Origin of the sequence: Pseudomonas subflava, from assembly GCF_023823685.1 — a bacterium.
GTDB lineage: Bacteria > Pseudomonadota > Gammaproteobacteria > Pseudomonadales > Pseudomonadaceae > Aquipseudomonas > Aquipseudomonas subflava.
Genome location: NZ_JAMXBF010000009.1, coordinates 213,324 through 230,824, shown reverse-complemented (window position 1 = coordinate 230,824; position 17,501 = coordinate 213,324). Strand labels below are relative to the sequence as shown.

The 17,501-nt window shown below is 68.0% G+C and carries 19 protein-coding genes and 2 pseudogenes; 3 read left to right on the top strand and 18 right to left on the bottom strand.

Features of this window, described 5'->3' with window-relative positions:
* The first annotated feature begins 17 nt into the window (after positions 1–17).
* Positions 18–704 carry a COG3650 family protein gene (locus NF616_RS14555; RefSeq protein ID WP_252274011.1) on the top strand — a complete coding sequence of 229 codons (687 nt, stop codon included), beginning with the start codon at positions 18–20 and terminating at the stop codon, positions 702–704.
* A gap of 84 nt (positions 705–788) precedes the next feature.
* Positions 789–1,822: pseudogene (gap, locus tag NF616_RS14550) on the top strand (type I glyceraldehyde-3-phosphate dehydrogenase).
* Here the strand turns inward: gap and NF616_RS14545 are convergent.
* From NF616_RS14545 to NF616_RS14485, 14 genes and pseudogenes are all read right to left on the bottom strand, one after another.
* Positions 1,819–2,286: a GNAT family N-acetyltransferase gene (locus NF616_RS14545; protein ID WP_286675075.1), complete on the bottom strand. Its 468-nt coding sequence runs from the start codon at positions 2,284–2,286 to the stop codon at positions 1,819–1,821. The pseudogene gap and the gene NF616_RS14545 sit on opposite strands and share 4 nt — an antisense overlap.
* Positions 2,287–2,333: 47 nt before the next feature.
* Positions 2,334–3,425, bottom strand: a complete 1,092-nt coding sequence (locus NF616_RS14540; RefSeq protein WP_252274009.1) for a PLP-dependent cysteine synthase family protein — start codon at positions 3,423–3,425, stop codon at positions 2,334–2,336.
* A gap of 10 nt (positions 3,426–3,435) precedes the next feature.
* Positions 3,436–4,341: a DMT family transporter gene (locus NF616_RS14535; RefSeq protein WP_252274008.1), complete on the bottom strand. Its 906-nt coding sequence runs from the start codon at positions 4,339–4,341 to the stop codon at positions 3,436–3,438.
* A 114-nt stretch (positions 4,342–4,455) separates the two neighbouring features.
* Positions 4,456–4,953: a hypothetical protein gene (locus tag NF616_RS14530; protein WP_252274007.1), complete on the bottom strand. Its 498-nt coding sequence runs from the start codon at positions 4,951–4,953 to the stop codon at positions 4,456–4,458.
* Between the two features lie 40 nt (positions 4,954–4,993).
* Positions 4,994–5,326, bottom strand: a complete 333-nt coding sequence (locus tag NF616_RS14525) for a Na+/H+ antiporter subunit G (RefSeq protein WP_252274006.1) — start codon at positions 5,324–5,326, stop codon at positions 4,994–4,996.
* Positions 5,323–5,592 carry a K+/H+ antiporter subunit F gene (locus tag NF616_RS14520; protein WP_252274005.1) on the bottom strand — a complete coding sequence of 90 codons (270 nt, stop codon included), beginning with the start codon at positions 5,590–5,592 and terminating at the stop codon, positions 5,323–5,325. Before NF616_RS14520 ends, NF616_RS14525 begins: the two co-directional genes overlap by 4 nt.
* A complete protein-coding gene (locus NF616_RS14515; protein ID WP_252274004.1) occupies positions 5,577–6,074 on the bottom strand; it encodes a Na+/H+ antiporter subunit E in 498 nt (165 codons plus the stop codon). The genes NF616_RS14520 and NF616_RS14515 overlap by 16 nt, the downstream gene beginning before the upstream one ends.
* A complete protein-coding gene (locus NF616_RS14510; protein ID WP_252274003.1) occupies positions 6,071–7,558 on the bottom strand; it encodes a monovalent cation/H+ antiporter subunit D in 1,488 nt (495 codons plus the stop codon). The genes NF616_RS14515 and NF616_RS14510 overlap by 4 nt, the downstream gene beginning before the upstream one ends.
* Positions 7,555–7,890: a Na+/H+ antiporter subunit C gene (locus NF616_RS14505; protein WP_252274002.1), complete on the bottom strand. Its 336-nt coding sequence runs from the start codon at positions 7,888–7,890 to the stop codon at positions 7,555–7,557. Before NF616_RS14505 ends, NF616_RS14510 begins: the two co-directional genes overlap by 4 nt.
* Positions 7,890–10,691, bottom strand: coding sequence for a monovalent cation/H+ antiporter subunit A (locus NF616_RS14500; RefSeq protein WP_252274001.1), 2,802 nt, complete (start codon positions 10,689–10,691; stop codon positions 7,890–7,892). The genes NF616_RS14505 and NF616_RS14500 overlap by 1 nt, the downstream gene beginning before the upstream one ends.
* Positions 10,692–10,884: 193 nt before the next feature.
* Positions 10,885–11,382 (bottom strand): thioesterase family protein, encoded by a 498-nt coding sequence (locus NF616_RS14495; protein ID WP_252274000.1) that lies wholly within the window; start codon positions 11,380–11,382, stop codon positions 10,885–10,887.
* A 160-nt stretch (positions 11,383–11,542) separates the two neighbouring features.
* A pseudogene (locus NF616_RS21440) lies at positions 11,543–11,836 on the bottom strand (DUF7674 family protein); the annotation flags it as partial.
* Positions 11,833–12,153, bottom strand: a complete 321-nt coding sequence (locus tag NF616_RS14490) for a DUF2834 domain-containing protein (RefSeq protein WP_252273999.1) — start codon at positions 12,151–12,153, stop codon at positions 11,833–11,835. The pseudogene NF616_RS21440 and the gene NF616_RS14490, both read right to left, overlap by 4 nt.
* Positions 12,154–12,207: 54 nt before the next feature.
* On the bottom strand, positions 12,208–12,672 hold the full coding sequence (locus tag NF616_RS14485; RefSeq protein ID WP_252273998.1) for an outer membrane lipoprotein: 465 nt from the start codon (positions 12,670–12,672) through the stop codon (positions 12,208–12,210).
* 157 nt (positions 12,673–12,829) lie between these two features.
* Between NF616_RS14485 and NF616_RS14480 the strand changes: the two genes are divergently transcribed.
* Positions 12,830–13,072: a hypothetical protein gene (locus NF616_RS14480; RefSeq protein ID WP_252274162.1), complete on the top strand. Its 243-nt coding sequence runs from the start codon at positions 12,830–12,832 to the stop codon at positions 13,070–13,072.
* Here NF616_RS14480 and NF616_RS14475 read toward each other — a convergent pair.
* The 4 genes from NF616_RS14475 to pdxH form a co-directional block, all read right to left on the bottom strand.
* A complete protein-coding gene (locus NF616_RS14475) occupies positions 13,069–14,202 on the bottom strand; it encodes a glycerate kinase (protein ID WP_252273997.1) in 1,134 nt (377 codons plus the stop codon). The genes NF616_RS14480 and NF616_RS14475 overlap by 4 nt on opposite strands.
* 43 nt (positions 14,203–14,245) lie before the next feature.
* Positions 14,246–15,604, bottom strand: coding sequence for a GntP family permease (locus NF616_RS14470; RefSeq protein ID WP_252273996.1), 1,359 nt, complete (start codon positions 15,602–15,604; stop codon positions 14,246–14,248).
* 122 nt (positions 15,605–15,726) lie between these two features.
* Positions 15,727–16,815 carry a sugar diacid recognition domain-containing protein gene (locus NF616_RS14465; RefSeq protein ID WP_252273995.1) on the bottom strand — a complete coding sequence of 363 codons (1,089 nt, stop codon included), beginning with the start codon at positions 16,813–16,815 and terminating at the stop codon, positions 15,727–15,729.
* 27 nt (positions 16,816–16,842) lie between these two features.
* Complete coding sequence (pdxH, locus tag NF616_RS14460) at positions 16,843–17,490, bottom strand: pyridoxamine 5'-phosphate oxidase (RefSeq protein WP_252273994.1); 648 nt, start codon at positions 17,488–17,490, stop codon at positions 16,843–16,845.
* Positions 17,491–17,501 lie beyond the last annotated feature (11 nt).

The window sequence follows — 17,501 nt, the reverse complement described above, 5'->3', positions numbered from 1 at the left end:
TTCGCAAGGAGAGCCCCATGCCCGAAGCTCGCGCCCTGATGTTCGCCCTGTTGCCGCTGTTCGCCGGCTGCCAGCTGTTCGACGTGTACCAAGCCCCCACGCCGGCGACGCCCGCCGTGCGCCTGCAGGGCGAGCTGCCCCTGGAGCAGGGTCGACTGCTGCTGCAGCCGTGCGGCGAGAAGCGCCGCCTGGCGGTGGTCGCCGATGCCGCCAGCACCCTGCGCCGCGACGCCGAGAGCCTGCGGGCCAATGGGCAGGGCGGCCTGTTCGTCGACCTGCTCGCCCGGCCGCAAGCCAGCCAGCAGGCGGACCTGGATGGCGAGCTGAGCCTGGAGCAGGTCTACCGTCTGCAGGGCGAAGGCCCCGGCTGCAACGAGCCCGGCTTCGATCAGCTGTTGCTGCGCGCCAGTGGCCACGAGCCGGACTGGAGCCTGGGCGTCGGCGACGCGGGCCTGGTGCTGCTGCGCCCGGACCAGGAGCCACTGGCGCTGCCCTACCTCGAAGAGCAGCTGCCGAACGGCAGCTTCAGCCTGAGCAGCGAGGCCAACGGCCAGCGCCTGGAACTGTGGCTGACCCCGCAGCGCTGCGTCGACGACATGAGCGGTGCGGTGCAGCACCTCAGCGCCGAGCTGCGCCTGAACGGCGAGGTGCAGCGCGGCTGTGCCTATTTCGGTGGCGCACGCACCGCCACGCATAGTCGTTGAAGCACGACTCTCCGACCCCGCCTCGCTTTCACGGGGCGGATGGGCCGCCTATGCTGAAGACGAACCCAGACGGCGGAGACATGCATGCTGCGGATTGCTCTGAATGGATACGGGCGCATCGGTCGCGCCCTGCTGCGCGCCTTGTTCGAACGTGAGCTGGAGAACCAGCTGCACGTCGAGGCGATCAACGAGACCGGCGATTTCGCCACCCTCGCCCACCTGACCCGTTTCGACTCCACCTTCGGCCGCTCGGCCAGGTGGACATCCGCGAAGACGTGATGCAGGTGCGCGGCCAGTCGATCCACCTGATCAACCAGAAGGACTTCACCCAGCTGCCCTGGAAACAGATGGCCGTGGACGTGGTGGTCGACTGCACCGGCAAGGCCAAGAAACGCGCCCTGGCCGAGCAGCACCTCGCCGCCGGTGCGCCGCGGGTGCTGCTGTCGCACCCGCTGGACAGCGCCGACCTGACCGTGGTCTACGGCGTCAATCATCACCTGCTGGGCAACCAGCAGATCGTCTCCAACGCCTCCTGCACCACCAACTGCCTGGCGCCGCTGGCACAGGTGCTGCACACCGCGGTGGGCATCCGCCAGGGCCTGATGACCACGGTGCACGCCTACACCAACGACCAGAACCTGCTCGACAAGACCCACAACGACCTCTACCGCGCCCGCGCCGCCGCCCAGTCGATGATCCCCACCAGCACCGGCGCGGCCAAGACCATCGGCCTGGTGATACCCGAGCTGGACGGCCGCCTCGATGGCATGGCGGTACGGGTGCCGACCTCCAACGTGTCGCTGCTCGACCTGACCTTCACCAGCGAGCACCCGACCAGCCGCGAGGCGATCAACGACTGCCTGCAGAAGGCCGCCCGCCAGTTCCCCCTCGGCGTGATGGAGTGCAACGACCTGCCACTGGTCTCCGCCGACTTCAACGGCTACCCGGTGTCCTGCGTGGTCGACCTCAACCACACCCGGGTGCAGGGCGACAATCTGGTCAAGGTGCTGGCCTGGTACGACAACGAGTGGGCGTTCGCCAATCGCCTACTGGACGTGCTGCAGGCATGGCTCAAGCCGCTGGAGCCGATGCGCACGGTGCCCGTGCAGCTCGGCTAGTCGATCACCCGCAGGTAGCAGAGCGTGGTGCGCCGGCTCCCCGCGCCACGCCGCTCGGGGTCGGCGAAGGTCGCCACCTCAACGAAGCCGGCCTTGCGCATCATGCCCGCCGAGCCGGCGTTCTCCTCGTGGCGTTCGACGTAGATGTCGCGGATGCCCCGCGCATGCAATCCCCGCACCGCCTCGCCGAGCAACCGGCTGCCCAGGCCGCGGCCGGCCAGCTCGCGGTGCACCACCGCCTCGCCGACATAGCCCTGGGGCAGATCGCGGCGCTCCGGCGCCTGGTAGCGCCCGAAGTTGCTGCTGGCCAGGAAGGTGACGAAACCGGCCAGTTCGCCTCCGTCCTGCTGCGCCAACACGGCCTGTACCGAACCCTCGGCGATGCCCTGCAGGTGCGCCAGTACGGCGTCCTGGGGCAGATAGTTCCAGGGATTGGGACCGTGCTCGAAGATGAAGGCGACCATCGCCGGGATGTCCTCGGCACGCGCCGGCCGGCTGGCGAACGTGCCGTTCACAGGCCGCAGCTCGGCAGGTCGGGCAGTGCCGCGCCGCGCTCGGCGCAGTCCGCCACCGCCTCGATCAGCGGCGCCAGGACGAAGCCCTGGGCCGCAAGCCAGGCGTCGTCGTAATAGCTGGTGGCGTAGCGCTCGCCGCCGTCGCAGAGGATCGTCACCACCGAGCCCTGCTCGCCGGCCTCCTTCATCTGCCGCGCCACCAGCAGCGCGCCGATCAGATTGGTGCCGCTGCTGGCGCCGACACGCCGGTTCAGGCAGCGCGCCAGGTAATGCATGGCGGCCAATGACAGGGCATCGGGCACCTGGCAGGCGGCGTCCAGCACCTGGGGCATGAACGAGTGCTCGACCCGTGGCCGGCCGATGCCTTCGATGCGCGAGCCGCAGTCCAGGGTCAGGCCGCGGTCGCCGCTGACGTAGCTGTCGAAGAACACCGAACGCTCCGCGTCGGCGCACAGCACGCGCGTCGCGTACTGGCGGTAGCGCACGTAGCGGCCCAGCGTCGCCAGCGTGCCGCCGGTGCCGGGGCTCGATACCAGCCAGCTCGGCTCGGGGAAGCGCTCGTGGCGCAGCTGCTGGAAGATCGATTCGGCGATGTTGTTGTTCGCCCGCCAGTCGGTGGCCCGCTCGGCATAGGTGAACTGGTCCATGAAGTGGCCACCGCTTCCCTGCGCCAGGCGCGCGGATTCGGCATGGATGCGCGTCGGGTCCTCGACCAGGTGGGTCTGGCCACCGTAGAAGGCGATCTGCGCCAGCTTCTCGCGCGCCGTGCTGGCGGGCACCACGGCGATGAAGGGCAGGCCCAGCAGCCGCGCGAAATAGGCCTCGGAGATGGCGGTGGAACCGCTGGAGGCCTCGATCACCGGCGCACCGGGCTTGAGCCAGCCATTGCACAGGGCGTAGAGGAACAACGACCGCGCCAGGCGATGCTTGAGGCTGCCGGTGGGGTGGCTGGATTCGTCCTTGAAGTACAGATCGACGCCGGGCAGCCCCGGCAGCGCCAGCGGGATCAGGTGGGTGTCGGCGCTGCGCTGGAAGTCCGCCTCGATGATGCGCACCGCCTCGCGGGTCCAACTGCGAATGTCGGTCATGTCTCGCTCCTCAATCCAGAATGCCGGCCGGCGCGGGCGCGCGGGTGCGCCACTGGCTGAGCGCCACGCCGAAGAACACCAGCGCCGCCGCCGCGTATTGCGGCGGGCTGAGCCGCTCGTCGAGCAGCAGCGCGGCGAAGATCAGGGTGAATACCGGAATCAGGTTGGTGAAGCCCGAGGCCTGGCTGGCCGGCAGGCGGCTGACGCCGAAGTTGTACAGGCCATAGGCGCCAACCGTCACCACCAGGCCGAGGTAGACCACCGAGCCGACGCCGAGCGCGCCGAAGGTGGTCGGCAGCGGCTCGGTGAACAGCGCCAGTGGCAGGAAGAACAGCGAACCGATAAATGCCTGCATGGCCGTGAGGATGAACGGCGAGTAGCGCTCGGAGAGGAACTTCAGCAGCAGGGTGTAGCCGGTGGCGCAGAGCATGGCGACGAACTCGTAGAAGTTGCCCAGCAGCGGCGCCGGCGCGCTGGCGTCGGCCTCACCGGCCAGGCTCAGCCACACGGCGCCGAGCACCGCCAGCAGGAAGCCGGCCCAGGTGGTGCCCGCGACCCGCTCGCGCAGGAAGGCGAAGGCGCCCATGGCCACCAGCAGCGGCAACAACGCGGTGATCATGCCCGCCTGGGCGGCGCTGGTGTGCTGCAGCGCCAGGGCCTCGAAGATGAAGTACAGGCACGGCTCGCACGCGGTCAGGGCGAGCAGGTAGCGCCAGTCGCCGGGGCGGTAGTCGAGACGCCCGCGCCAGCGCCACGCCAGCAGGAACACCAGACTGCCGAGGGCCATGCGGCCGAAGATCACCCACATCGGCGGCAGCTCGGCGAAGGCGAACTTGAGAGCGATGAAGGAGCTGCCCCACAGGGCCATGGCCAGCACCAGGCACGCCATCGCGAACACATGTCCCTGCCGGGCCATCACCGTCACCTCTGCGAGAAAACGTCAGTGTAGGTGGCGTGCCTGGGCGCCGACAGGCACAGCGGCAGGACAAAACTGTGTGCGGGTGAAGGCGAGGCGGAGGTAGCCGGCTGGCTATGCGGCCCCGAACAGCTGGCTGTAGAGGCCTTGAATATCTTCGAAGCGGGTGAAGTGACGCTTATTCAGTACCCGGAGGTTTGGCCTCTCGGCCTTGACGCCCTCGGCATTACCTTTGGTGTGCCTGGCAACCTTGAACGACTCCAGGCTCGGTAATGGCTGGCCCGGCGCAGCCCCGTAATACAGAAACGGCCCCAGCTCCAGCGTGTCCTTGTCGAAATAGACCAGCACTACGCATCCCGACGGTTTCTTCGCCAGTGACACATGGATCTTCTGCTGGGAGGTCACCGAGCCGGTGAATGAGGCCTTGAGCTGGATGTGTCTGATATAGCCATTCGCCTCGGCGATCAGGTCGTAACCCGAGCGGTCTACCTCCGGCTTGGATACTTCCAGGCTGTAGTCTTTCAGCTGCCAGGAGCACTTCAACAACTCGGCGATCAGCAGATGCTCGATCAGCTTTTCACGATACGAAGAGTGGATCGAATGCTCTTCCATGGCGAGTGACCTAATCGGCGAGTGGATACGTAAAGGCGGCTTACTGTTCCCAAGGCTTGCCGCGCGTCTTCGGCTCCAGCGGCAGCTCCTGCAGCACCGCCGCCTTGGCCAGCATGTAGGCGCTGACCGGGGCGCTGATAAACAGGAACAGGCTGATCAGCAGTTCGTGCAGGCTCAGGCCCTTCTCGCCAGCGCTGAAGAAGATCAGCGAGCCCACCACCATGGCGCCGACGCCCAAGGTGGTGGCCTTGGTCGGCCCGTGCAGGCGGGTGAAGAAGTCCGGCAGGCGATACAGACCGAGGGAGCCGATCAGGACGAAGCCGCTGCCGAGCAGCAGCAGCGCGGAGATGAGGATTTCCAGCCACAGGCTCATTCGATGATGTCTCCTCGCAGCATGTACTTGGCCACCGCCACGGTACTGACGAAGCCGAGCACGGCGATTAGCAACGCGACCTCGAAGAACAACTCGCTGCCCTTCCAGATGCCGTACAGGATGATCAGCGTGATGGCGTTGATGTACAGGGTGTCCAGCGCCAGTGCCCGGTCCGGCAGGCTGGGGCCCTTGACCAGGCGCGCGGTGGCCAGCAGCAGGGCCAGGCCGAGCAGGGTCAGGCACAGCGGAATCACATAGGCGAGCATGGGAAGATCTCCTTCAGCGGCGCCTCGTAGCGCAGTTTCAGCTCGTCGATCATCGCCTGCGGGTCCGGCACATCGAGGCCGTGGACCAGCAGGGTACGGCGATCCAGGCTGAGGTCGGCGGCCAGCGAGCCGGGGGTCAGCGACACCACGCTGACCAGCACGCTGATGGCCAGCTCGTTGTCCAGATCGATAGGCACCTCGATGAAGGCCGGGCGCAGCTTCTTCACCGGCCCCAGGGTCAGGCGCGCCACCTGGAAGTTGGCGATAAGGATGTCGACCACCACCATGCCGAGGAAGCGCGCCATCTTGAGCGGCTTCCAGCCATGCGGATGCTCGATCAGCAGGCGGTTGCAGGCCAGCGGGATGATCACCGCCAGCACACCGCCCAACAGCCACTGGCCGAAGGCGATGGAGTCGACCAGCAGCAGCCAGGTCAGCAGCAGCAGAAGGCTCTGCGCCGGGTGAGGCAGCAGTCGGCTCATGGCGCGCCCTCCTTGAGGATCGCCCGGTAGGGTCCGAGATCATGCAACTGGGCCGCGGCGGCGGTGGCGTAGTCCAGCAGCGGGTCGGCCAGCACCACCAGCAGCACCGCGCTGGCCAGCAACAAGAGGGTCGCACCGAGGCGGCCGATGTCCAGCTCGGCGCTGTCCAGGCTGCTCAGGCCGACTCGCCAGAACAGCGTGCTGCCGGCACGGCTGAAGGCGATCAGTGTGGCGAAGCCGGCGAGCAGCAGCACCGTCCACAGCGCCACGGACGGCACCGCTTTCAGCAGCAACAGCTTGCCGAGGAAGCCGGACAGCGGCGGCAAGCCCACCACGGCCACGGCGCCGAAGAAGAACAGCGCGCCGAGCAGGGCCGGATGCTCCAGCGCCGCGCCTGGCACCAGCGCCGAACCCTTGCTGCCGCGCTGGCGCGCGATGAGGTCGGCGAGCAGGAACAGCCCACCGGCCACCCAGGTGCTGTGCAGCAGGTAATAGAGCGCGGCGGCGTGGGCCTCTGGCGAGCCGGCGGCGACAGCGGCCAGCAGCGTACCGGCGGACACCAGCACCAGGTAGGCGATCAGCAGACGCAGGTCCTGCGCGGCCAGCGCACCGAGGGCGCCGAGGGCCACGGTGGCCAGCGCCAGCGGCCAGAGCCAGGCCTGGGCCAGGTTGGCCAGCTCGCCGGCGCCGTCACCGAAAACCAGGGTGCAGACCCGCAGCACGGCGTAGATGCCGACCTTGGTCATGATGGCGAACAGCGCCGCCACCGGCGCGCTGGCTGCCGCATAGGCCCGCGGCAGCCAGAAGTACAACGGCAATAGCGCCGCCTTGAGCGCGAACACCAGCAGCAGGAGCAGCCCGGCCGCGGCCAGCAGCGGCACCTGGTCGCCGCTGGCGGTGGCGACCCGCGCGGACAGATCCGCCATGTTCAGCGTGCCGCTGACGCCATAGATCAGGCCCAGGGCGATGAGAAACAGCGCCGAGCCGGTCAGGTTGAGGACCACGTAATGCAGCCCCGCCCTCACCCGCTCCGCACCGCTGCCGTGCAGCAGCAGAGCATAGGAGGCGATCAGCAGGATCTCGAAGAACACGAACAGGTTGAACAGATCGCCGGTGAGGAACGAGCCGTTGATGCCCAGCAACTGGAACTGCAACAGCGCGTGGAAGCGCGGCCCCAGACGGTCGTCGCCGCGCAGGGCATACAGCGCCACGGCGCTGCCGAGCACCGCCGCGACCAGCAGCAATAGCGCAGAGAGACGGTCGAGCAGCAGCACGATGCCGAAGGGCGGACGCCAGTCGCCGAGCGCGTAGACGTGCAGCTGGCCATCGCCTGCCTGCAGCAGCAGAACGACCGCAAGAGGCACCAAGGCCAGGGTGGCGAGCATCGACAACGCGCGCTTGAGCCATTCGCGGGACGGCAATACCAGCAGCAGCGCGCCACACATCAGTGGCAGCAGGATCGGTAGGATGAGCAGGTGGTTCAAGGCGCCCGCTCCTCATCGGCACGGCCGTCGACGTGGTCGTTGCCCAGGTCGGCCACACCGCGCAGGGCCAGGACCACGACGAAGGCGGTCATGGCGAAGCCGATGACGATGGCCGTCAGCACCAGTGCCTGGGGCAGCGGATCGGCCGGAGCCTGGCTCAGGCCCAGCACCGCCACGTCACCACTCAGGCGGCCCATGGCGAAGAGGAACAGGTTGACCGCGTAGGACAACAACGTCAGGCCGAGCACCACCGGAAAGGTGCGGGCGCGCAGCAGCAGGTACACGCCGCTGGCGGTGAGCAGGCCCAGGGTCAGGGCGAACAGCGCTTCCATCAGTGAATCTCCTCGCTCGCTGGCGGCGCCAGGCTGAGCCGTCCCAGGTTGACCAGTACCAGCAGGGTGGCGCCGACCACCGTGAGGTAGACGCCCAGGTCGAAGAGCATCGCGGTAGCCAGTTCGAATTCACCCACCAGCGGCAGCTCGAAGTGGCCGAAGGCGGACGTCAGGAAGGGGCGGCCGAAGGCCCAGCTGCCGAGCCCGGTAAGACCGGCGATCAGCACGCCGAAACCGGCGATGCGCTGGTAGTTCAGGCGCAGGCGCTGGTCCATCCATTCCAGGCCGTTAGCGATGTACTGCAGGGCGAGCGCCACGGCGGTGACCAGGCCGGCGATGAAGCCGCCGCCCGGCAGGTTGTGTCCGCGCAGGAAGATGAACGCCGAGATCAGCAGGGCCAGCGGCAGCAGCAGGCGCGACAGGGTCATCAGGATCAGCGGGTTCTTCGCCCAGGCCCAGCGCCGTCCCTGGGGATCGCAGGTGGGATTGGTCAGCCGCAGGCCGTGGAGCATGGCGAAGACGCCCACGGCGGCGATGGCCAGCACGGTGATCTCGCCGAAGGTATCGAAGCCGCGGAAGTCCACCAGGATGACGTTGACCGCGTTGGTGCCTCCCCCGCCGCTGACGCTGTTGGCCAGGAAGAACTCGGCGAGGCCGGTGTCGTATGGCCGCGTAAGCACCGCGAAGGCCAGCACCGCGACCATCGCACCGCAGCCGGCGGCGACCAGCAGGTCGCGCGCCAGGCGCAGCAGGGTGCTCTCGCGCCGTGTGCGCGACGGCAGGTAATAGAGCGCCAGCATCAGCAGGATGATGGTCACCACTTCCACCACCAGCTGGGTCAGTGCCAGATCCGGCGCGGAGAAACGGGCGAACGCCAGCGCCACCAGCATGCCGCCGACGCCGAGCACCAACAGCGCCACCATGCGCTGGCGATGCAGCACGGCGGTGAACAGACCGCTCGCCGCCAGCAGCGCCATGCACAGTGCGGTGAACGGATCGAAGGGGCTCAGCCCGCGGGAGCCGGTCAGCTCGGTCAGCGGCGCCAGGGCATGGATCGTCAGGCCCAAGGCACTGAGCAGGAGCAGCACCAGGTAGCGCTGCAGCGAGCCGTTTTCCAGCCGCTCGGTGAGCCAGGCGGCGACCGCGACCAGGCGCTGGATGGCGGCCTCGAACACCAGCTTGGCGTCCAGTTCGCGCATGCGCTCGTAGCGACGGAACAGCGGTTTGCGCCCGAGGTAGACCAGCACGCCGCCTACCAGCGCCGCGAAGCTCATCGCGAGCGGCGTGTTGAAGCCGTGCCAGATCGCCAGGCTGTACGCCGGCAGCTCGCCGCCCAGGCTGGCCGCCGACGCCACCGCCAGCAGCGGCGCGATGGTGTAGCCCGGCAGCATGCCCACCAGCAGGCAGAGGAACACCAGCACTTCGACCGGCAGTTTCATGTAGCGCGGCGGCTCATGAGGCGGGTGTTTGGGCAGGTCGATCGGCTCGCCGTTGAAGAACACGTCGTGAATGAAGCGCAGCGAGTAGGCCACCGAGAACACCCCCGCCAGAACCGCCGCCGCCGGGATCATCCAGTGCAGCAGGTTGCCGGCCTGGGCGTGCTCGACCGCCTCGCCGAAGAACATCTCCTTGCTCAGGAAGCCGTTGAGCAGCGGCACGCCGGCCATGGCCGAGGAAGCCACCATGGCCAGTACCGCGGTGTGCGGCATGTACTTCCACAGCCCGTTGATGCGGCGCATGTCGCGGCTGCCGGTCTCGTGGTCGATGATCCCCGCGGCCATGAACAGCGAGGCCTTGAAGGTGGCGTGGTTGATGATGTGGAACACCGCGGCGACGTTGGACAACGGCGAGTCCAGGCCCAGCAGCAGAACGATCAGGCCCAGGTGGCTGATGGTCGAGTAGGCCAGCAGCCCCTTGAGGTCATGCTGGAACAGCGCCGTGATCGCGCCGATCAGCAGGGTCGCCAGGCCGACGGGGACGACCAGCTCGAACCACAGGTCGGAGCCCGCCAGCGCCGGATACAGACGCGCCAGCAGGAAGACACCGGCCTTGACCATGGTCGCCGAGTGCAGATAGGCCGACACCGGCGTCGGTGCCGACATGGCGTGGGGCAGCCAGAAATGGAAGGGAAACTGCGCCGACTTGGTGAAGGCGCCCACCAGCACCAGCACCAGCGCCAGCGGATACAGGGCATGGGCGCGGATCAGGTCGCCGGATGCCAGCACGTCGCTGAGCTCGAAGCTGCCGACGATGTGACCGATCAGCAGGATGCCCGCCAGCAGCGCCAAGCCGCCGCCACCGGTCACCGCCAGGGCCATGCGCGCGCCCTTGCGAGCGTCGCCGCGCTTGCCCCAGAAGCCGATCAGCAGGAACGACGACAGGCTGGTCAGCTCCCAGAACGTCAGCATCAGCAGCAGGTTTTCCGACAGCACCACGCCGAGCATGGCGCCCATGAACAGCAGCAGGTAGGCGAAGAAGCGCCCCATCGGCTCGCGCGTCGACAGGTAGTAGCGGGCGTAGAGGATGACCAGCGAGCCGATGCCGAGAATCAGCAAGGCGAAGAGAAAGGCCAGGCCGTCGAGGCGCAGGGACAGGTTGAAGCCCAGCTCGCTCAGCCAGGGCTGCGACACCACCAGAAGCTCGCCGACGAACACCCGCGGCGCCTGCCACAGCAGCAGACCCAGGCCGAGCAACGGCGCCACGGCGGCGGCAAGGCTGCAGCCCAGGCGACCATGGCGTTCGAACAGAAGGGGAAGCAAGGCGCCGAGAAACGGCAGTCCGACAATGAGCAGTAGCTCCATGCATCTCCCCTATCCGGGCCCCTCCGCGTGCGGATGAGCAAAATCTGATCGTCCTCGGCCTCTGTCGGCGACAGCGCGGCACGATTATCCATAACTATCAGAACTAAGTCATAGATAAATTATTACATTATGCTCGGAGCACTCGCTCCAAGCCGAGGATAGATCAGAAGCCGGCGAGAAAGTGCCCACTCGATCAAGGGGCTTGCAGGGACGATTCCCAGCTGCGTATCCGCTCCGGCACCGTGGCGAAGTCGAATGCCAGGAAGGTCGATGGCGCCAGGGTGCGACCGCCCTGCTTGAACTTCATCTTCACCAGCACCTCCGCCGCCAGGTCCTCACGCACGCGCAGTGCATGGAGGAAATAGGCGCAGTTGTCGTCGGCGAAGAGCAGTCGCGTCTCGACCCGCACCCGGCTGAACAGCGGCACCGGGCGCAGGAAGCGCACCTGCTGCGCGAGGTTGACGAAGCCGGCGCCGCTGCGCAGCACGGCGAAGAAGCGCCCGACCTTGAGCAAATAGTCCAGCTGCGCCGTCTCGGCGTACTGCAGGTACTTGTCGCTCTTCAGCACCCGCACGCCGGAATCGAACGGCGTGACCCAGAACCCCGTCTCCACGCTGTCGGTCGCCGCCCGGCTGGCATAACCGCGCAGGCCCAGGAAGAACGCGAGGATATTTCTCAGCAGACCGGACATTGGCGACCTCCCTGGCAGAGCCCAGCCGGGCCGGTCGGGGACTCAGGCCGGCGGTCGATTGTGAAATTGCAGATACAACTGCTTGAGAGGGCCCGGCAGTTGCTGCCAATAGCCCTGAGCCTGGTCTGTCGGCACCTGCCAGAACAGATTTTTCGACAAACGAGACATCAATACAGCGGGCCACTTCCGCGCTGCAATCTCGCAAAGCCCTGTTGATGAACTCGAATAAGGCCCGATGATCGGCGGCGGCAACACGCTTGCGCATCTGTGCATTGAGCGCGTTGGCCAGGCTCTGGAACCATGAGTACTCGTCTTCGGGCAGCCGCTCGCCCCACTGCTCGAAGTAGTCGCGGTCGGCCTTGGCAGCCATCTCCGGAAAGGCACTTCGCACGGCCCTATAGAGGTCGGGGATGGCGTCGATTACGCCAGGATCAGGCGCTCGGTGCCGGCTCATTCCGCATGTCCGACCCGCTTGCCCGGGCCTCGCAGCGCCAGATACAGCAACGGCCCGATGGAGGCGAAGACGGCGGTGATCAGGAAGTACGGGAGCAATGACAGCGCCGATCGCTGGCGCGCCTTGTTGTCGTGATACATCCACACGCAGGCCAGCGCGGCGAGCAGATAGAGATCGATGACGACCTGCGCGGTGTCCGGGCTCGACATCAGCTGCTGGCCGAATTGCCACAGCGATTGCTCGGCCTGGAGCATGACCAGCAGCGTGTATGCCGAGAACAGGATCAGTACGGCGGACGAGAGCAGCCTTGCCTTCATGGCACCCTTCCCTGGTCGAGAACGGCCCGGTGATCGCCGAGCCGTGATGGGGGGTCAGTGCGCGACGCGGCTGGTGCCGTCGACGGTCAGGATGCGCACGCGCTCGCCGACGCGGAAGACCTCGTTCTGCTGCACCTGCTGGACATAGGCGCGCAGGGTGCCGTCGTCCTCGCGTACGGTGATCTCCACGCCCTGGGTGCGGGTCATGCCCTCCTCGGTAGCCGCGCCGAGCAGGCCGCCGGCCACCGCGCCGATCACCGCCGCCACCGCGGCACCGCGGCCACCGCCGACGGCGCTACCGCCCACACCGCCGATCACCGCACCGGCGCCTGCGCCGATCGGGGTCTTGGTGCCTTCGATCTTCACCGGGCGCAGCATCTCGATGGTGCCCAGGCGCACGGTCTGCACCTTGCGCGCCTCGTCGCGGCTATAGGTATCGCCGCTGAGGTTGGAGGCGCAGCCGCCCAGGACCAGGCTCAGTGCGACGAAGGAAGCGGCCAACAGCTGGGTATTACGCATGGGGTTCTCTCCATAGGGGGCTGTGCCCATTAGACCGCGACGTTGCCCGCCTGTCACCCGCGATGCCGCTTCGGCCCCGTGGGTGCGACATCGGGCCTGGTGTGCAGCGCTGCCCGAGCGGCGCAGGATGAACGCCGGTACCCTCGAGAATCGCGCCATGGACTATTTCATCGTCGCCATCACCACGGTGGCAGGCCTGTACTTCCACTGGTGGCTCTACGTGCGCATCCGCCGCTGGATGGAGCGGGACCTGGCGCTGTCCATGGCGGCCGGCGACCCGGCGATGCAGCGCTACATGCTGGAACGCCTGGCCGAGGCCAAGGCCAGCGGCGTGCGTCGCGGACAGCTGGACGAGTGGCTGCACCAGGCCGCCTGCGAATATCTGCAGCGCCGAAGCTAGCCGCGCGCCAAGCGCCAGATGCGCGCCAGGTCGCAGGCCCGCGCCTGCAGCTCGCCGGCCGCGCCGTGCATGGCCTGCTCCAGGCTTTGCGGGCCGGACGTCAGGCTGAAAGCCGCCTCGATGCCGGCCTCGTAGACCGCCTGATAACCCTCACCCAGACTGCCGGCCAAGGCGATGACCGGCACGCCGGCGGCGCGGGCCACGCGGGCCACACCGATCGGCGTCTTGCCGTGCAGGCTCTGCGAATCCAGACGGCCCTCGCCGGTGATCACCAGGTCGGCGTCCTGCACCGCCTCGGCCAGGCCCGACAGCTCGGCCACCAGCTCGATGCCCGGGCGGAAGCTCGCATGCAGGAAGGCCTTGGCGGCGAAACCGAGGCCGCCGGCCGCGCCCACGCCCGGCACACCGCTGTGATCCTCACCCAGCGTGGCGGCTGCCACACGGGCGTAGCACCCCAGCGCTGCGTCCAGCAGTTCGACCTGCTGCGGGCTGGCGCCCTTCTGCGGGCCGAAGACCGCGGAGGCGCCCTTTGGGCCGCACAGCGGGTTGTCGACGTCGGCGGCAATTTCCACCTTCGCCTGCAACAGGCGCGGGTCCATCTGCGCCACATCGATGCGCGCCAGGCGTGCCAGCGCCGCGCCACCGGGCGGCAGCTCGCGCTCGTCGGCGTCGAGAAAGCGCACGCCGAGCGCCTGCAGCAGGCCGACACCACCATCGTTGGTGGCGCTGCCGCCGAGGCCGAGGATGATGCGATTTGCACCGGCATCCAGCGCCGCACGAATCAGTTCGCCGGTGCCGTAGCTGGTGGTCACGGTAGCGTCGCGGCGCTCGCGCGGCACCCAGTGCAGGCCGCTGGCGGCGGCCATCTCCAGCACCGCAGAGGCGTCGCCCAGCCAGCCCCAGTGGGCCAGTACCGGCTCGCCCAGCGGGCCGCGTACCGTCAGTTCGCGGCGCTCACCACCGGTGGCGGCCAGCACCGCGTCGACCGTGCCTTCGCCGCCATCGGCCATGGGCCGCAGCAACACTTCGGCGTCGGGGAACACCTGCGTCCAGCCGCGGGCGATGGCAGCGGCCACGTCGGGCGCGGACAGACTCTCCTTGAAGGAGTCGGGAGCGATGACGATCTTCATGAAAAACCTTCGAGCGAAGCGGCGCCCGAGGCGCCGCTGTGCATTACAGCAGGACCAGGCTGAGCAGCCAGACGGTGATGATGCCGGCCAGGCCCTGGATGAGGGTGGCCATGGTCTGGGCGCGGTAGGCCACGGCCACCGGCATACGGCTGAACTGGGTGACGACCCAGAAGAAGCTGTCGTTGGCGTGGGACACGGTCATGGCGCCCGCGCCGATGGCCATCACAGTGAGCACGCGGCCCATCTCGCTGTCCAGGCCGAGCTGGCCGAGCATCGGGGCGACGAGCGCCGAGGTGGTGACCAGCGCAACGGTGGTCGAGCCCTGGGCGCTCTTCAGCGCGGCGGCCACCACGAACGGCATGAACAGGCCGATGCCGAGTGCGGACAGGGTGTTGCCCAGGTAGTCGCCCAGCGGGGTGACCTTGAGCACCGCGCCGAAGGCACCGCCGGCACCGGTGATCAGCAAGATCGGCGCGGCCTGTACCAGGCCCTCGACCACGTGATCATGGAACTCCTTGCGCTTGTCGTCGCTCTTGAGCAGGGTGCAGGCCAGCGCCAGGCCGACCAGCAGCGCCACCACCGGCTGACCGAGGAAGCTCAGCGCGGTGAGCACGAAGCCATCACCCAGCGGCTTGCTGGGGAACACGGCGATCGAGCCCAGGCAGATCAGCAGGATCGGCACGAAGATCGGCGCGAATGCCTGGAAGGCGGTCGGCAGCTTGCCGTAGCGCGCCTTCAGCTCGGCGAAGTCTTCGGCGGCCGGCAGCGGCAGGCCGTCGTCCTCGAGCGCGATGTCCTTGCCGATGAAGCGGTTGGCCCACCACATGCCGGCCAGCGCGGTGATAAAGGCGACGAACAGGCCGACGGCGATCACCAGGCCGAGGCTGGCGTCCAGACCCAGGTTGCCGGCGGCGGCGATGGGGCCGGGCGTCGGCGGCACGAAGGTGTGGGTGGCGTAGAGGCCGGTGGCCAGGGCCACGCTCATCGCCACCACGGAAATCTTCATCCGCGCGGCCAGGGCGTTCTTCAGCGAGTTGAGGATGACGTAGCCGGAGTCGCAGAACACCGGGATCGACACCAGGTAGCCGATGATCGATATGGTCAGGGTCGGGAAGCGCTCGCCGAGCAGCTTGATCACCGTTTCGGCCATGGTGATGGCCGCACCGCTGCGCTCGAGGATCACCCCAATGACGGTGCCGAGGACGATGACGATGCCGATGTAGCCGAGGATGCTGCCGAAGCCACCGGTGATGGTCTTGACGATGTCCGCGCTGGGCAGTTGGTAGGCGAAGCCGGCGATGAAGGCGGCGGCGAGCAGAGCCAGGAAGGGATGCAGTTTGAGGCGGGTGGTGGACAGCACGATGAACGCGATCAGCGCCACCAGAATCAGGACCAGGAGCATGGCCTATTCCTCGTTGTTGTTATTAGGGACGACCATTGTGGAGCGAGGCGGCCACGGAATCCCTATGCGAACGCCGTACAGCACGCCTCGCCAACGGCCCTCATTCTGTGCATCCGCACAAGTCACTCGTCCAGCAGGTCGAGACCCAAGGTGAACAGCAGGCGCTGGTCGCGCCGGGTCATGTCCAGACCGCTCAGTTCGGCGATCCTTTCCAGACGATAGCGTAGCGTGTTGCGGTGGATGCCGAGGTCGTCGGCGCAGGCCTGGGGGTGGCCGTCGTGGCGACACCAGGCCAGCAGCGTCTGGCGCAGCTGGCCCTGTGGGTCTTGGGCTAGCACCCGGCGCAGCGGCGCCAGCCAGCGCTGCAGCGACCAGTCGTGGCGGCGACCGTGCAGCAGGGCCTGCAGGCGTTGCTCCTCGAGCCGCAGCAGGCGCCCGGCGGGCTTGCGGGACTGGGCGTAGGCCTGCAGGTCGCGCAGCGCCAGGGCCGCCTCGCGCAGATCGGAAAGATCGTGCAGGGCGTCGCTGAGCAGCAGCCGGCGGATGCCCAGGCCGCGGCCATCGAGCTGGCTCAGCCAGACGGCATCGTCGCGACCGGGCAGATGCGGACGGCACAGCAGCAGCTGGCGTGCGCCGAGCGGGCCGCATTGTTCGGCCTTGCCGGCCAATGCGGCGAGCGCACGGGAAGGATCGCCCTCCTCGGTCAGCTCCAGCAGCACCAGTTGTCGCGGCCAGGCCAGTTGCAGGCCGATGCGCTCGGCCTCGGCGGCCAGCTGGGCGAGTCCCACGGAGGTATCGGCCAGCTGGCGCAGCCAGGTCTCCAACTGGTGCCGCTGCCAGTGCCGCTCGGCCTGCAGCTGGCGCTGCTCCACCAGCATCTCGGCGGCCATGCGCACCAGCTCGGCATAGGGCCTTACGGTGTCCGGCGCACCGGTGATGCCGAGCACGCCGATCAGCTGTTCGGCATGCAGCAGCGGCAGGTTGACCCCAGGCCGCACGCCGCGCAGGCAGGCCGCGGCCTGCTCGTCGATCTCCACCACCCGGCGGTTGGCCAGCACCAGCTGCGCCCCCTCGTGGCGGGTGTGCAGACGCTGTGGATCACCGCTGCCGATGATCATGCCCTGGGCATCCATGACATTGATGTTGTACGGCAGGATGGCCATGGCGCGGTCGACGATGTGCTGCGCCAGGGTGGAATCGAGTTCGAGCATGGAAAGCCTCCGCAAGGAGGCGAGAGTTTAGGGGGCGAGACGCTCGCGCAGCCAGCCACCGTCGAGCAGACGGTAGTTGAGGCGGTCGTGCAGACGACTGGCGCGGCCCTGCCAGAACTCGATGCGCTCGGGCAGCAGACGGTAGCCGCCCCAGTGCGGCGGGCACTCGGGCGCGTGGTCGAGGAAGCGCTGCTCGGTCTCGGCCAGCAGGCGCTGCAGTTCTTCGCGGCTCTCGATCACCCGGCTCTGCGGCGAGGCCCAGGCGCCCAGGCGACTGCCCAGCGGGCGGACCTGGAAGTAGGCGTCCGACTCCTGCGCCGAGACCTTCTCGACCCGCCCTTCGATGCGCACCTGGCGCTCCAGGCTCGGCCAGAAGAAGGTCATGGCGGCGAAGGGCCGCGCCGCCAGTTGGTTGCCCTTGGCGCTCTCGTAATTGCTGAAGAAGGTGAAGCCGCGGTCGTCCAGGCCCTTTAGCAGCAGCACCCGGCAATGCGGGCGCCCCTGCTCGTCCACCGTGGCCAGGGTCATGGCGTTGGGCTCGACCGGCAGCTGCTCGGTTTTCACCGCGTCGTCGAACCAGTGACGGAACAGGGCGGAGGGCTCGGCGGGTGCCTGGGCTTCGTCGAGTCCGTCGCGGGTGTAGTCGCGACGCATATCGGCAAGGGTCTGACTCATGCGCACATCCT

What these genes read in the sequence shown, in the direction of transcription:
- NF616_RS14500 (WP_252274001.1), bottom strand. Translation starts at nt 10,691, where the DNA reads ATGGAGCTACTGCTCATTGTCGGACTGCCGTTTCTCGGCGCCTTGCTT.
- NF616_RS14485 (WP_252273998.1), bottom strand. Translation starts at nt 12,672, where the DNA reads ATGCGTAATACCCAGCTGTTGGCCGCTTCCTTCGTCGCACTGAGCCTG.
- NF616_RS14470 (WP_252273996.1), bottom strand. Translation starts at nt 15,604, where the DNA reads ATGCTCCTGGTCCTGATTCTGGTGGCGCTGATCGCGTTCATCGTGCTG.
- NF616_RS14535 (WP_252274008.1), bottom strand. Translation starts at nt 4,341, where the DNA reads ATGGCCCGGCAGGGACATGTGTTCGCGATGGCGTGCCTGGTGCTGGCC.
- NF616_RS14520 (WP_252274005.1), bottom strand. Translation starts at nt 5,592, where the DNA reads ATGCTCGCCTATGTGATTCCGCTGTGCCTGACCCTGCTCGGCCTGGCC.
- NF616_RS14545 (WP_286675075.1), bottom strand. Translation starts at nt 2,286, where the DNA reads ATGGTCGCCTTCATCTTCGAGCACGGTCCCAATCCCTGGAACTATCTG.
- NF616_RS14530 (WP_252274007.1), bottom strand. Translation starts at nt 4,953, where the DNA reads ATGGAAGAGCATTCGATCCACTCTTCGTATCGTGAAAAGCTGATCGAG.
- NF616_RS14515 (WP_252274004.1), bottom strand. Translation starts at nt 6,074, where the DNA reads ATGAGCCGACTGCTGCCTCACCCGGCGCAGAGCCTTCTGCTGCTGCTG.
- NF616_RS14475 (WP_252273997.1), bottom strand. Translation starts at nt 14,202, where the DNA reads ATGAAGATCGTCATCGCTCCCGACTCCTTCAAGGAGAGTCTGTCCGCG.
- NF616_RS14495 (WP_252274000.1), bottom strand. Translation starts at nt 11,382, where the DNA reads ATGTCCGGTCTGCTGAGAAATATCCTCGCGTTCTTCCTGGGCCTGCGC.
- pdxH (WP_252273994.1), bottom strand. Translation starts at nt 17,490, where the DNA reads ATGAGTCAGACCCTTGCCGATATGCGTCGCGACTACACCCGCGACGGA.
- NF616_RS14490 (WP_252273999.1), bottom strand. Translation starts at nt 12,153, where the DNA reads ATGAAGGCAAGGCTGCTCTCGTCCGCCGTACTGATCCTGTTCTCGGCA.
- NF616_RS14555 (WP_252274011.1), top strand. Translation starts at nt 18, where the DNA reads ATGCCCGAAGCTCGCGCCCTGATGTTCGCCCTGTTGCCGCTGTTCGCC.
- NF616_RS14480 (WP_252274162.1), top strand. Translation starts at nt 12,830, where the DNA reads ATGGACTATTTCATCGTCGCCATCACCACGGTGGCAGGCCTGTACTTC.
- NF616_RS14540 (WP_252274009.1), bottom strand. Translation starts at nt 3,425, where the DNA reads ATGACCGACATTCGCAGTTGGACCCGCGAGGCGGTGCGCATCATCGAG.
- NF616_RS14525 (WP_252274006.1), bottom strand. Translation starts at nt 5,326, where the DNA reads ATGAGCCTGTGGCTGGAAATCCTCATCTCCGCGCTGCTGCTGCTCGGC.
- NF616_RS14465 (WP_252273995.1), bottom strand. Translation starts at nt 16,815, where the DNA reads ATGCTCGAACTCGATTCCACCCTGGCGCAGCACATCGTCGACCGCGCC.
- NF616_RS14505 (WP_252274002.1), bottom strand. Translation starts at nt 7,890, where the DNA reads ATGGAAGCGCTGTTCGCCCTGACCCTGGGCCTGCTCACCGCCAGCGGC.